Annotated in this window: 12 protein-coding genes; 8 read left to right on the top strand and 4 right to left on the bottom strand. The window is 68.4% G+C overall.

From position 1 onward, the window contains the following. Positions 1 to 8: 8 nt before the first annotated feature. The 4 genes from WI26_RS03075 to WI26_RS03060 form a co-directional block, all read right to left on the bottom strand. Positions 9 to 1,286 carry an MFS transporter gene (locus WI26_RS03075; RefSeq protein ID WP_069225147.1) on the bottom strand — a complete coding sequence of 426 codons (1,278 nt, stop codon included), beginning with the start codon at positions 1,284 to 1,286 and terminating at the stop codon, positions 9 to 11. A gap of 175 nt (positions 1,287 to 1,461) precedes the next feature. Beyond that, positions 1,462 to 2,043 (bottom strand): YceI family protein, encoded by a 582-nt coding sequence (locus WI26_RS03070; protein WP_059465427.1) that lies wholly within the window; start codon positions 2,041 to 2,043, stop codon positions 1,462 to 1,464. A 69-nt stretch (positions 2,044 to 2,112) separates the two neighbouring features. Next, a complete protein-coding gene (locus WI26_RS03065) occupies positions 2,113 to 2,673 on the bottom strand; it encodes a YceI family protein (RefSeq protein ID WP_069226336.1) in 561 nt (186 codons plus the stop codon). A gap of 8 nt (positions 2,674 to 2,681) precedes the next feature. Continuing rightward, on the bottom strand, positions 2,682 to 3,242 hold the full coding sequence (locus tag WI26_RS03060; RefSeq protein ID WP_059465426.1) for a cytochrome b: 561 nt from the start codon (positions 3,240 to 3,242) through the stop codon (positions 2,682 to 2,684). A gap of 260 nt (positions 3,243 to 3,502) precedes the next feature. On the opposite strand from WI26_RS03060, the gene WI26_RS03055 reads away from it, so the two are divergent. The 8 genes from WI26_RS03055 (at position 3,503) to WI26_RS03020 (ending at position 12,720) form a co-directional block, all read left to right on the top strand. After that, entirely contained in the window at positions 3,503 to 4,168 is a 666-nt protein-coding gene (locus tag WI26_RS03055) for a paraquat-inducible protein A (protein ID WP_059465425.1), read from the top strand. Further along, complete coding sequence (locus WI26_RS03050; RefSeq protein WP_069225146.1) at positions 4,165 to 4,794, top strand: paraquat-inducible protein A; 630 nt, start codon at positions 4,165 to 4,167, stop codon at positions 4,792 to 4,794. The genes WI26_RS03055 and WI26_RS03050 overlap by 4 nt, the downstream gene beginning before the upstream one ends. Further along, entirely contained in the window at positions 4,787 to 6,406 is a 1,620-nt protein-coding gene (locus WI26_RS03045) for an intermembrane transport protein PqiB (protein ID WP_059465423.1), read from the top strand. Before WI26_RS03050 ends, WI26_RS03045 begins: the two co-directional genes overlap by 8 nt. After that, positions 6,403 to 7,134 (top strand): PqiC family protein, encoded by a 732-nt coding sequence (locus WI26_RS03040; protein WP_069225145.1) that lies wholly within the window; start codon positions 6,403 to 6,405, stop codon positions 7,132 to 7,134. The genes WI26_RS03045 and WI26_RS03040 overlap by 4 nt, the downstream gene beginning before the upstream one ends. A 515-nt stretch (positions 7,135 to 7,649) precedes the next feature. Further along, the gene (locus WI26_RS03035) at positions 7,650 to 9,788 is read left to right on the top strand and encodes a site-specific recombinase (protein WP_069225144.1); all 2,139 of its coding nucleotides are present in this window, start codon (positions 7,650 to 7,652) and stop codon (positions 9,786 to 9,788) included. 165 nt (positions 9,789 to 9,953) lie between these two features. Beyond that, positions 9,954 to 11,252: a THUMP domain-containing class I SAM-dependent RNA methyltransferase gene (locus WI26_RS03030; RefSeq protein WP_059465420.1), complete on the top strand. Its 1,299-nt coding sequence runs from the start codon at positions 9,954 to 9,956 to the stop codon at positions 11,250 to 11,252. A 285-nt stretch (positions 11,253 to 11,537) separates the two neighbouring features. Beyond that, the gene (locus tag WI26_RS03025; RefSeq protein WP_069225143.1) at positions 11,538 to 11,960 is read left to right on the top strand and encodes a VOC family protein; all 423 of its coding nucleotides are present in this window, start codon (positions 11,538 to 11,540) and stop codon (positions 11,958 to 11,960) included. Between the two features lie 73 nt (positions 11,961 to 12,033). Next, the gene (locus tag WI26_RS03020; protein WP_059465418.1) at positions 12,034 to 12,720 is read left to right on the top strand and encodes a helix-turn-helix transcriptional regulator; all 687 of its coding nucleotides are present in this window, start codon (positions 12,034 to 12,036) and stop codon (positions 12,718 to 12,720) included. Positions 12,721 to 12,739: the final 19 nt, after the last annotated feature.

Below are 12,739 nucleotides of genomic sequence, written 5' to 3'. Positions count from 1 at the left end.
GCTTCGCATCACCGGAACCCGAACCGCCGGCGCAGCACGATCAGCGCCACAAGGCTCAGCACGGCCGCGAACATCAGGTAGAAGCTCGGCGCGGTCTTCATCCCGGTCGCGCGGATCAGCCACGCAATGATGAACGGCCCGAAGCCGCCGAAGATCGTCACCGCGACGTTATACGCGAGCGACATTCCGGTCGTGCGCGTCTGCACCGGAAACACTTCGGACAACAGCCCGGGCAGCGCCGCGAAATAGCCGGTCATCAGGAACGCGAGCAACACCTGCAGCGCGATCAGCGTGCCGAAGCCCGGATGCGCGACCAGGTACGCGAACGCCGGATAGATCAGCACGAGGATGGCGATGGCCGGCGCGAGCATCACGCGCACGCGTCCGTAACGATCCGACCAGTGGCCGACGAGTGGCGCGAACGCCATCTGGATCACGCCGACGACGAGGATCGCGGCGAACGCAGCCGACGGCGCAAGGCCGAGCTGCTTCACGCCGTAGGTCGGCATGAACAGCACCAGATAGGTCGCGACGGTGCCGAGCACCACCACGCCCATCGCGGCCACGAGCCGCGCCTTGTGCGACGCGAACGTGTCGCGCAACGGGCTCGCGGTGCTTTCGGCCGCGAGGAATTCGGGCGTCTCGTCGACCTTCGAACGGATGTAGTACGCGACCGGCCCGAGCAACAGCCCGAAGAAGAACGGGATGCGCCAGCCCCACGCGGCCATCTGCTCCGCCGTGAGCTGCGCGTTCAGCACGGTGCCGAAGCCGGCGGCGAGCAGCGTCGTGAGGCCCTGGCTCGCGACCTGCCAGCTCGCGAAGAAGCCGCGCCGGCCCGGCACGTGCTCGGCCAGGAACGCAGTCGCACTGCCGAATTCGCCGCCTGCCGAGAAGCCCTGCATCAGCCGCGCGGCGACGAGGATCAGCGGCGCGGCGACGCCGATCGTCTGGTAGGTCGGCAGCACCGCGATGACCAGCGTGCCGGCCATCATCAGCAGGATCGACAGCGTGAGCGCGGCCTTGCGGCCCGCGCGGTCCGCGTATGCACCGAGCACGATGGCGCCGAGCGGGCGCATGAAGAACGACACGCCGAACGTGCCGAGCGTGAGCAACAGCGACACGGTGTCGTTGCCGGCCGGAAAGAACAGTTTCGAGATCGTCACCGCGAAGAAGCCGTAGACGACGAGGTCGAACCACTCGAGCGCGTTGCCGATCGACGCGGCGACCACCGCGCGCCACACGCGCGGCGACGAGGCAATGGAGCTGGACTGCGTGACGGCATGCATCGGCGATCTCCTTGTCGTTGTACGTTGTGTCCGGCGCGCCGGTTCTCGCGCCGCGAGCTGCGCCGACGATTATAGGCGCGCAAAAAAAACCGCCGCGCCCCCGGGAAACGGAAGCGCGGCGGCTGGCTCGCGACGGGCCGGCAGCGTGACGCGGCGGCCGGCCCGGTCGGGCGCGTTACTGCTGCTTGATGGCTTCGGCCGTGATCAGCAGCTTCGTCTTCATCTTGAAGCCGTACTGCTTGCCGTAGTCGAGGCCGAAATCGTCGCGGTTGAATTCACCGACCGCGTCGACGCCGCACACTTCGCGCTTGAGCATCGGATGCGGCATGCACTTGAGCGAATCGATCTTCAGCGTGACCGGCTTCGTGACGCCGTGCAGCGTCAGGTTACCGACCACCGACACCGGCTTGTCGCCGTCGAACTTGATGGTGCCCTTGTAGTTCGCCTGCGGGAACTTGGAGACGTCGAAGAACTCGGCCGTCTGCAGGTGCTCGTCGAGCTTCGCGCTGCCCGTGTGGATCGACGCGATGTCGGTCGTCACGTCGACCGTACCGGTCTTCGCCGCGCGGTCGAGCGTCACGGTGCCGCTCGACTTGTCGAACTTGCCGCGCCAGACCGACAGGCCGCCGAAGTGGTCGGCCTCGAAGCTCGGGTACGTATGGCTCGGGTCGAACTGGTACGTCGCGCTGTCGGCGAATGCCGAGAACGATAGCGAAGCAGCCAGCGCGCCCGCGGCGATGATCAGATGCTTTTTCAAACGCTTTCTCCTTGGAACAGCGCCGCGCCCTCGCGCGGCATTCTGGGTGATGCGACAGCCCGTCGCCGCTTACTTCGTGGCGACGAGATGGAACTTGATCTGCACTTCGTCGGCGACGATCGACGTGTCCTTCCACTCGCCGGTGCCGACGTTGAACGCCGAACGCTTGATCGGCAGCACGCCGTCGAAGGTCTGCGTCGAGCCGCTCTGCGTGACCGTGACGGGCACCGTGACGGTTTCGGACTTGCCCTTGATCGTCAGCTTGCCGGTCACGTTGTATTTGTTGCCGCCGGCCGGCGCGATCGCCGACGACGCGAAGGTCGCCTGCGGATACGCCTTCGCGTCGAACCAGTCCTTGCCCGCGACCTGGTCGTTGTACATCTTGTCGCCGAGGTCGAAGCTCGCGATATCGATCGTCATTTGCGCGCTGCCCTGCGCGGCCTTCGCCGGGTCGAACTTCACCTGCGCGGAGAACTTCTTGAATGCGCCTTCGGTCGGCACGTTCATCTGCTTCGACACGGCGGACACCTTGCTCTTCGAGAGATCGACGTCGGCATGCGCCGCGGCCGACGCGACAAGTGACACCGCGGCGAACGCGGTCAGCATGGAGCGGGAGAAAGACACTTTCATGGGATCCTTCATTTGGCGGAGGGAAGCATCCGCGACAGCAGGCCGTCGCGGTCCAACAACTGGTGCTTGAGCGCCGCGAGGACATGCATGGCGACGAGTGCAAGCAGAATGTAATTCAAAGACACGTGCAGCGTCTTGAAGGTTTCCTTCAGCACCGGATCGGGGTCGATCAGGCGCGGCAGCGGCACGATGCCGAGGTAGACGACCGGAATGTTCGACGCGGAGCTGTACAGATAGCCCGTCGCCGGAATCGCGATCATCAGTACGTACAGCAGCATGTGCACGCCGTGCGACACCGCGCGCTGCCACGCCGGCGTGTCGTCCGGCAGCGGCGGCGGCTGATGGGTCGCGCGCCACAGCACGCGCACGACGGCCAGCGCGAACACCGTCACGCCGATCCACTTGTGCCACGAGAAGTACTTGAGCTTCGTCGGCGTGAAGCCGGGGATGTCGGTCATCACCCAGCCGAGCGCGAACGCGCAGACGATCAGCAGCGCGATCAGCCAGTGCAGCGCGATCGCGGTGTGCGCGTAGCGGGCCGGCCGGGCCGGCGGCGATTTCGATGCCATCTTGGATTTCCTCAGTTGAGCGAACGGCTGCGCCGGTAAATTCGTCCGACGCTTGTCACGGGCGCCATGCTACCGCAACCTTTTGTCACGCGCGGGCTCTCAGGACAGGCCCGTCAGCCCGCTGCCATGTTTACGCCATGTTACCGATCGGTCACCCAGTAACCGGGCGTTGACACGCCGAAAAAGCCGTTTTGGTAAGATTGGCGCGGGTTCCGGCCCCGTCGACGCGCTCCCCCAGCGGTCGCACCACTGCCTTTTCCATGCAACGATACGACCTGATTGCCTGCCACGAATGCGACGCACTGTTGCATAAACCGCGCCTGAGCGGCCGCGAAATCGCGCGCTGTCCGCGCTGCGACGCGCTGCTCTATCGGAACAGCACCACGCAGATCGAGCGCATCAGCGCGCTTGCGGTCGCCGCACTCGTCACGTTCGTCATCGCGCAGGCGTTCCCAATCCTCGAAATGGACCTGAACGGCACCCGCGTGCAGACGACGCTGATCGGCGCGATCGATGCGCTGTGGCATCAGGACATGGAGATCGTCGGCGTGATGGTGTTCTGCTCGACCGTGCTGTTCCCGCTCGTCGAGATGGCCGCGCTGCTTTACGTGCTGCTGCCGATCCGGCGTGGCGTCGTGCCGCCGGGCCTCAATCTCGTGCTGCGCACGATCCAGCTCGTGCGGCCGTGGGGGATGATCGAAGTGTTCATGCTCGGGATCGTCGTGACGATCGTGAAGATGGTGAGCCTCGCGCGCGTCGTGCCCGACGCGGCGCTGTTCGCGTTCGGCGCGCTCACGCTGATGACCGCCGTCGTGCTCATGTTCGATCCACGCACGCTGTGGGACATCGCCGACGACCTGCGCGCGCGGCGCACGCCTGCCCCGCCCGACGGCTCCCCGCCGCAGCCGGACGCCCCCCGCCGATGACGATGCCGACCGCCGCCCGCGAGGGCTACGCCAGCTGCCATGCATGCGGGCTCGTGCAGACGATCGACCATCCGCACGCGCGTTGCGCGCGCTGCGGCAGCACGCTGCACTTTCGCACGCCGAACAGCATCATGCGCACCTGGGCGCTGCTGATCGCGGCCGCGATCCTCTATATTCCGGCGAATCTGCTGCCGATCATGCGCACGTCGTCGATCGTCGGCTCGCAGGAGGACACGATCATGAGCGGCGTCATCTATTTCTGGACGTCCGGCGACTGGCCGCTCGCGGTCGTCGTGTTCGTCGCCAGCATCCTCGTGCCGATGCTCAAGCTCGGCGTGCTGACGATCCTCGTCGGCACCGCGCAGCGGCGCACCGCGTGGCGGCCGCTGCAGCGCACGCGCCTGTACCGGATCGTCGAGCGGATCGGCCGCTGGTCGATGCTCGACATCTTCGTCGTGACGCTCACCGTCGCGCTCGTCCATTTCCGTTCGCTCGCCGTCATCACGGCCGGCCCCGGCGCGCTCGCGTTCGGTTCGGTCGTGATCCTGACGATGCTCGCGTCGATGCAGTTCGATCCCCGCCTGATCTGGGATCCAGTCGAAACCTCAGGGAAACACCATGAATAGTCCGCAAGGCCCGCAGCAAGACGCGTCCCGGCCGCCCGATCCGGCGATCTCGACGAAAAGCGGCTGGCTGCCGTCGCTCGTCTGGCTCGTGCCGCTGATCGCCGCGCTGATCGGTATCGGCCTCGTGATCAAGTCCGTGCGCGAGCGCGGCCCGGAAGTCACGATCAGCTTCCACAGCGCGGAAGGGCTCGAGCCGGGCAAGACGCAGGTCAAGTACAAGGACGTCGAGATCGGCATGGTCAAGACGATCAAGCTGTCGAAGGACCTGTCGCGCGTGCTCGTCCAGGTGCAGTTGAAGAAGGAAGCCGAGGACTTCGCGGTCAAGGGCTCGCGTTTCTGGATCGTGCGTCCGCGCGTCGGCGCGACCGGCGTGTCGGGGCTCGGCACGTTGCTGTCGGGCGCGTACATCGGCGTCGACGCCGGCCACGGGCAGGACACGCAGACCGACTTCACCGGCCTCGAGACGCCACCGGCCGTGACCGGCGACCAGAAGGGCACGCAGTACGTGCTGCGCGGCGATTCGCTCGGCTCGGTCGACATCGGCTCGCCCGTCTACTACCGCCGCGTGCAGGTCGGCCAGGTGGTCGGCTTCTCGCTCGACAAGGACGGCACGGGCGTCACGTTCAACGTGTTCGTCAACGCGCCGTACGACCAGTACGTCGGCGTGAACTCGCGCTGGTGGCAGGCGAGCGGCGTCGACCTGCGGCTCGATTCGAGCGGCCTGAAGCTGAACACGCAGTCGCTCGCGACGGTGATCCTCGGCGGCATCGCGTTCCAGACACCGCCGAACCAGGACAGCGGCGCAACGGCGCCGAACAACACGACCTTCCGCCTCGGCTCCGACGAGGCGGACGCGATGCGCGATCCGGACGGCCAGCCGCTGCAGGTCGTGATGAACTTCAACCAGTCGCTGCGCGGGCTCGCGGTAGGCGCACCGGTCGACTTCCGCGGCATCGTGCTCGGCGAAGTGACGAACATCGGCATCGACTTCGATCCGAAGACCAAGAACTTCCTGATGCCGGTGACGATGAACGTGTATCCGGAGCGGCTCGGCCCGCGCTTCCGCGAAACAATCGAAAGCAAGGGCGAAGCGGCCCGCCGCGAGATCGTCGAGCGCCTCGTCACGCACGGGCTGCGCGGCCAGCTGCGCACCGGCAACCTGCTGACGAGCCAGCTGTACGTCGCGCTCGATTTCTTCCCGAAGGCGCCGGTCGTGAAGATCGACGCGGCACGCCAGCCGCTCGAGCTGCCGACCGTGCCGAACACGCTCGACGAACTGCAGCTGCAAGTCGCCGACATCGCGAAGAAGCTCGACAAGGTGCCGTTCGACCAGATCGGCGCGAACCTGAACAGCGCGCTGTCGAATGCCGACAAGCTGTTCAAGCAACTCGACACGCAGGTCGCGCCGGAAGCGCGCGACACGCTGTCGGCCGCGAAGCAGACCTTCTCGACCGCTGAGGCGACGCTGCAGCAGGATTCGCCGCTGCAGTCCGACGTGCGCGGCGCGCTGAAGGAGCTCACGCGCACGCTGCAATCGCTGAACGCGCTCGCCGACTATCTGGAGCGCCATCCCGAATCGCTGCTCAAGGGCAAGCCAGGAGATCAACAATGACGACGACACGCGCGAACATCCTCGCGAGCGGCGCGGCGGCGGTCTTCGCCGCGCTCGCCGCGTGCAGCTCGCCGCCCGCGCGGTTCTATACGCTGAGCCCGGCCGACGCGACCGCGCCCGTGCGCAGCGCGCCCGCCAACCCGTCGTTCCTGATCGAGGTGCCGTCCGTCGGCGTGCCCGAGCAGGTCGCGAAGAACCAGCTCGTCGTGCAGAAGAACGCCGCGCAGGTCGACGTGCTCGAGCAGGAGCGCTGGGCCGCGCCGCCCGCCGACGAAATCCGCCGCGCGTTGTCCGACGACCTCGCCGCGCAGCTCGGCACGATCGACGTCGCGAATTCCGCGTATCCGGCCGGCGTGCCGGTCTATCGGATCAGCGTGAACGTGCAGCGCTTCGAGTCGTGGCCCGGCAAGCGCGCGGCGATCGACGCGGTGTGGAGCGTGCGCGCGCTCGGCACGCAGGCCGTGATGACGTGCCGCACGAGCGTCGCGGAACCGGTCGCCGACGGCTACGACGCGCTCGTCGCCGGCCACCGGCGCGCGCTCGACGTGATCGCATCGCAGGCCGCGTCCGGCGTGCGCGCGATGGCCGCGCGGCGCGGCGCCGCGGTTGCGTCGACCGCCGCGACGAGCGCGTCCGGCAAGTCACCGGCCACCGCGCCCGTCGTGCCCTGCCCGGCCAACCCGACACCCGGCGACGACGCGGGCGCGACAGGCAAGCCCGGCGCGTAAGCGCGGCGCGCGAGCCGGCGTCGGACGCATGCGCGCGGTGCGGCCGCACCCGGCACACGCTGCCCGATAGTCATCGTCGACATCGACCCGCGTGCGCGCGCAACCGCGCACGCGAACCTGCCGGCCGCGCCGCCCCTCGCCGCTCGGGCCGACGCCGCTCGGCATCCATCGGCCGGACGGCGGTTTTGCATTGTTTGTCAAAATCCGCCGGAACCGGCACCACACAACGCGGTCGGCTTGCGTTTTCACGCCCGATTGACGATCCTACGCACTTCCCGGCTCGCGCCGCTCGTCGTGTGCGCCCGCCGGCGGCGATCCGCCCGTCGTGTCCGGCTCGATCGCCGCGCCTCCCGGAGCGCGCATGCGTGTCCGCATGCACCGCGCCGGGGCAGCCGCATCGCGGGTCGCCGTGCATCGTCCGGACACCCGACCAGCCTCACCGTTCTCCCCGGTGCCGCGCCATGTGCCGGCCGGCATCCCGAACCCGCCCGTCCAGGGCTTTCGCTATTCCGTTTATGTTTCGTTCCCTGACGACCCTGATCAAGAAGTGGCGCGCGTCGCGCAATGCGGGCCACCAGCTCGATGCGCTGCTCGCGCATGCCGACGCGGACGCGTCGTACGCCGAGCGCAGCGAATGGCTGATCGAGCTCGCGCACTGGCTGCGCCGCAACGGCGCGATGCAGGTCGCGCACGACACGCCGGCCGAACGCGACGCCGACGCGCGCGCGTATCCGGCGCACGCGCGGCTCCGCTACCTGTTCCACGTGCTCGACCGAAACCCCGCATGGAAATCGCACGCCGCGCGCATCCTGCGCGGGATCCTGCGCGAATGCGACGGCATCTCGCTGTTGTGCGACGCGGGGATGCCCGTGCATTCCGGTTTCTTCGGCGCGCTGTTCGAGCGCATCGACGCGTCGCTGATTCCGCCCGCGCCGAACCGCCGCGAACTGACGGCGCTGTTCACGCTGATGTTCCCGACGCCGGAAGACGCGCAATGGATCGACGCGCTGCCCGACGACCTGCTCGCCCGCCTCGCCGAGCTGATCTCGTTCGACGTCACCGACGAAGAACGCCACGAGCCCGGCTCGTTCTCGCGCGACCTGCTCGCCGCCCTGCACAACCTGACCTGCCAGATCAGCTCGACCGGCCTGTCGCAGACGGTGCGCAGCCGGCTGTCCGACGACGACGCGCGCAAGCCGCTGGAACGCCAGCCGCTCGAAACGCAGCCGTTCTACCGGCTCACGCGCGCGATGCTCGCGGTCGAGACCGCGCACGCGGCCGTCGAGGACGGCGGCGACTCGAGCAAGCTGCTGCACGAGGTGAATTACCTGCGCGTGCTGCTCGACGAATGCCGGATTGCCGTCGACGACGTGTTCGCGCACTTGTACCGCAATGGCGTGTCGGTCGACATCGTGTTCCAGGTCGAACGGATGCGCATGCGCATCCTGCGCGCCGAAATGCTGCTCAACGCGTGGATGGCGCGCGACGATCTGCGCGGGATGGCCCGCCTGACGGCCGAGCTCGTCGACGCAAACCAGAACAGCCAGAGCGTGTCGCACCTCATGCGCAGCAACTTCTCGCTGTTCGCGCGCAAGCTCGTCGAGACCAACGCGGACACCGGCGAGCACTACATCTCGCGCGGCCGCGCCGAGTACCTGAAGATGCTGCGGATGGCCGCGGGCGGCGGGCTCGTCACCGTCGTGACCGTGTGCGTGAAGTTCGCGATCACCGGCGCGCACCTGCAGTCGATGCTCGAAGGGCTGCTCGCGGGCGTCAACTACGCGGCGAGCTTCATGCTGATGCACTTCCTGCATTTCACGCTCGCGACCAAGCAGCCCGCGATGACCGCGCCGACGCTCGCGCGTGAACTCGACGACACAGGTCACGAGGAAGGCGTGAAGGCGTTCGTCGCGTCGGTGATCGCGCTGATCCGCACGCAGGCCGCGGCGATTTCCGGCAACGTGCTCGTCGTGCTGCCCGTGTGCCTGCTCGTGCAGCTGTTCGCGGGCAACCTGCTGCACGCCAACCTGATTTCGCCGGGCAAGGCGCATGCGACGCTGCATTCGTTCTCGCTGCTGGGGCCGACGCCGTTCTACGCGGCGCTCACGGGCGTGCTGCTGTGGGCGTCGAGTCTGCTCGCGGGCTGGGCCGACAACTGGTTCGTGCTGCACCGGGTCGGCGACGCGCTCGCATACAACCGGCGGCTGCGGCTCACGCTCGGCGCGGCAGGCGCCGCGAAACTCGCGCACTTCTGCCGCTCGAACGTCGCGGGCGTGGTCGCCAACGTCGGCCTCGGCCTGATGCTCGGCCTGATTCCGGCAATCGTCACCGTGTTCCTGTTCCCGTTCGAGGTGCGCCACGTGACGCTGTCGGCCGGCTCGATCGGGATCGCGCTCGGCGTGCTCGGCAAGGATGCACTGAGCACGCCCGAGCTGTGGTGGGCCTGCGCCGGCGTGCTGAGCATGGCCATCCTCAACGTGCTCGTGAGCTTCGCGCTCGCATTCACGATGGCCGTGCGCTCGCGCAGCCTGCGTCGCACCAAGGTGCGCGCGCTGGTCGGCGCGATCGTGCGCACGGTGCTGTCGAAGCCGTCCGCGCTGTTCTGGCCGGCCGGCACCCCGGCGGCCCGCGCCGGCCAGCCGGGCTCGCATTGAACTTCCAGCGTCGGCGCGCCGCGCGGGCGGGCGCCGACGCGCGGGCGGGCCGGCTCGCCGTCACGGCCGGCGCACCGGCGCCGGCATCCCGATTCGGATGCGACGCCGGCTTCGGTCGCCCGCGCCGCGTACAATAGTGGACTTTTGCACGTCCTCACCCGCCTTATGTCCTCGCCCACCCTGTACGAATTCTTCGCTCCCTGCCCGCGCGGCCTCGAAGCGGCGCTTGCCGCCGAGCTGGCCGAAATCGCCGGCCGACATCTGGACGGCGCGCCGTTCACCGCGGGCGCGCAGGTGCCGGGCGGCGTTCATTTCCGCGGCGGCTGGGCCGCCGGCATGGCCGCGAACCTGCATTCGCGCATCGCGAGCCGGATCCTGCTGAAGATCGCGCACCGCGCGTACCGCAACGAACAGGACGTCTACGCGCTCGCGCTCGAGCAGCCGTGGGAACGCTGGTTCGCGTCGACGCAGACGCTGCGCGTCGACATCACCGCGATCAAGTCGCCGCTGAAGAGCCTCGAATTCGCGACGCTGCGCGTCAAGGACGCGATCTGCGACCGGATGCGCGACAAGACCGGCGCGCGCCCGAGCATCGACACCGGCGCGCCGGACGTGCGCGTGTTCGCGTTCCTGACGGCCACCGAGTGCACGCTGTACCTCGATACGTCGGGCGAGCCGCTGTTCAAGCGCGGCTGGCGCCTCGACAAGGGCGCGGCGCCGCTGCGCGAGAACCTCGCGGCCGGCATCCTGCGCCTGACGGGCTGGACGCCCGGCACGCCGCTGTACGACCCGATGTGCGGCAGCGGCACCTTCCTCGCGGAAGCCGCGCAGATCGCGCTCGGCGTCGCACCGGGCGTCGAGCGCCGGTTCGGCTTCGAAAAGCTCAAGCAGTACGACATCACCGCATGGCAGGGCCTGAAGGTCGCGGCGCTCGACGCGAAGCGCGCGGCGCGCGGCAAGCGCGATTCGCTCGGCGTGTACGGCAGCGACATCTCGGGCGACATGCTCGAGAAGGCGCGCGCGAACCTCGAGCGCGCGGGCGTGCCGTCGGTGTGGCTCAAGCAGGTCGACGCGCGCGGAATGACGCCGCCGTGCGACGGCCCGGGCATCATCCTCGCGAACCCGCCGTACGGCGAGCGGATCGAGGTGCGCGGCCGCAGCGCGCGCGGCGAGGTGCGCGAGACAGGCCGCAACCGCGGCAACGACGACGCATTCCGCCGCACGCACACCGACGCGCCGGACAGCGAGTTCTTCAACGCGCTCGGCGATGCGCTCAAGCAGCGCTTCACGGGCTGGCAGGCGTTCCTGCTGACGTCGGACCGGTCGCTGCCTGGCCAGCTGCGCCTGCGCGAATCGGCGAAGACGCCGCTGTTCAACGGCGCGCTCGAATGCCGGCTGTTCCGCTTCGACCTGATCGCCGGCAGCGTGAAGGCACGCCCGGCCGCGCCGGAAGGCGACGCCTGACACGCGAGCGGCCGCCGCGGCTGCCTGCCGACACCCACACGACGCCCGGCCCGAGCCGGGCGTTTTTCTTTTCACCGCACCCATGCGGGCGGTGCCCGCGTGCCGCCCCGCCACCCGCGCACCGATGCGTTCCCGCACCGTGCTGCCCGCCAAAGCCGTCAGGCCGTTTTGTCAGCACTGCCACGACTACTGACAGCACGCTGTCAGCAGCCCCCGATCACACTGCAATCCCGGCGCAATGCAAGGCTGGTTTCCATCAAGAACCCGAACAACAAGGAGCTCGTCATGACGTCCGCAACCGCAACCGCAACTGCAACCGAAACCGCAACCGTGGAACGCGCAATCGCGTGGTTCGACATTCCGTCCCTCGATTTCGACCGGGCGATCCGTTTCTACGAAACCGTGCTGCAGACGACGCTGCAGCGCGAAGTCATCGGCGGCGTGCCGATGGCCCTGTTCGATCACGAAGCGTCGAGCACGGGCGGCAGCATCGTGTTCGATCCGCAGCAGATGAAACCGAGCGCGAACGGCGTGCTCGTGTACCTGAACGCCGGCGAATCGGTCGTCGCGGCACTCGACCGCGCAAAGCGCGCGGGCGGCGTCGTGCAGGGCTCGGTCATCGAGCTGCCGAACAACTACGGCTACATCGGCTACCTGATCGATACCGAAGGCAATCGCGTCGGCCTGCACGCACCGAAATGCCACTGAGCGCGTCCACGATCCGGCCGGCGCGGCGCTATCATCGCGAAGTCCCCGTAGTCGTTGGAGTCGAGGTTCAGCCATGACGCGCCGTGCCGACCGCCTGTTCCAGATCGCCGAGCTGTTGCGCGGGCGTCGTCTCACGACCGCGCAGCAACTCGCCGACTGGCTGTCGGTGTCGCCGCGCACGGTCTATCGCGACGTGCGCGACCTGCAACTGTCAGGGGTGCCGATCGAAGGCGAAGCCGGCATCGGCTATCGGCTGAACCGCAACGCGAGCCTGCCGCCGCTCACGTTCACCGCCGAGGAGCTCGCGGCGCTCGCGGCCGGTGCGCGGATGCTCGAGACCTGGGGCGGCGCGCGCTTCGCGGGCGGCGCGCGTTCGGCGCTCGCGAAAATCGCGTCGGCGATGCCGGCCGACAAGCGCACCGCGCTCGACCGCCTGCCGGTGTTCGCACCGTCGTTCCACATCGACGAGACGTTCTGCGCGAAGGTCGACGCGATTCACCAGGCGGTCGATACGCATCACGTCGTCAGCTTCGACTACCGCGACCGGCTCGGCGCGCACACGAAGCGCCGCGTGTGGCCGCTCGGGCTCGTCTACTGGGGCGGACGCTGGACGATCGGCGCGTGGTGCGAGCTGCGCGACGACTTCCGCACCTTCGACATCGCGCGGATGGGCGACATCACCGTGCACGAGCAGTTTCCGGACATGGAAGGCCGGCGCATCGCCGACTACATGCGGATCGCGGAAGCGCCGATGCGCTGACGCGCATCGCCGCCATGCG

Origin of the sequence: Burkholderia diffusa (assembly GCF_001718315.1) — a bacterium.
Classification (GTDB): Bacteria; Pseudomonadota; Gammaproteobacteria; order Burkholderiales; family Burkholderiaceae; genus Burkholderia; species Burkholderia diffusa_B.
This window is presented reverse-complemented; position numbering and strand designations above follow the sequence as displayed.

Coding starts and splice junctions, on each gene's coding strand:
- WI26_RS03030 (WP_059465420.1), top strand. CDS start 9,954: ATGTCCTCGCCCACCCTGTACGAATTCTTCGCTCCCTGCCCGCGCGGC.
- WI26_RS03020 (WP_059465418.1), top strand. CDS start 12,034: ATGACGCGCCGTGCCGACCGCCTGTTCCAGATCGCCGAGCTGTTGCGC.
- WI26_RS03065 (WP_069226336.1), bottom strand. CDS start 2,673: ATGAAAGTGTCTTTCTCCCGCTCCATGCTGACCGCGTTCGCCGCGGTG.
- WI26_RS03055 (WP_059465425.1), top strand. CDS start 3,503: ATGCAACGATACGACCTGATTGCCTGCCACGAATGCGACGCACTGTTG.
- WI26_RS03025 (WP_069225143.1), top strand. CDS start 11,538: ATGACGTCCGCAACCGCAACCGCAACTGCAACCGAAACCGCAACCGTG.
- WI26_RS03060 (WP_059465426.1), bottom strand. CDS start 3,242: ATGGCATCGAAATCGCCGCCGGCCCGGCCGGCCCGCTACGCGCACACC.
- WI26_RS03045 (WP_059465423.1), top strand. CDS start 4,787: ATGAATAGTCCGCAAGGCCCGCAGCAAGACGCGTCCCGGCCGCCCGAT.
- WI26_RS03040 (WP_069225145.1), top strand. CDS start 6,403: ATGACGACGACACGCGCGAACATCCTCGCGAGCGGCGCGGCGGCGGTC.
- WI26_RS03075 (WP_069225147.1), bottom strand. CDS start 1,286: ATGCATGCCGTCACGCAGTCCAGCTCCATTGCCTCGTCGCCGCGCGTG.
- WI26_RS03035 (WP_069225144.1), top strand. CDS start 7,650: ATGTTTCGTTCCCTGACGACCCTGATCAAGAAGTGGCGCGCGTCGCGC.
- WI26_RS03050 (WP_069225146.1), top strand. CDS start 4,165: ATGACGATGCCGACCGCCGCCCGCGAGGGCTACGCCAGCTGCCATGCA.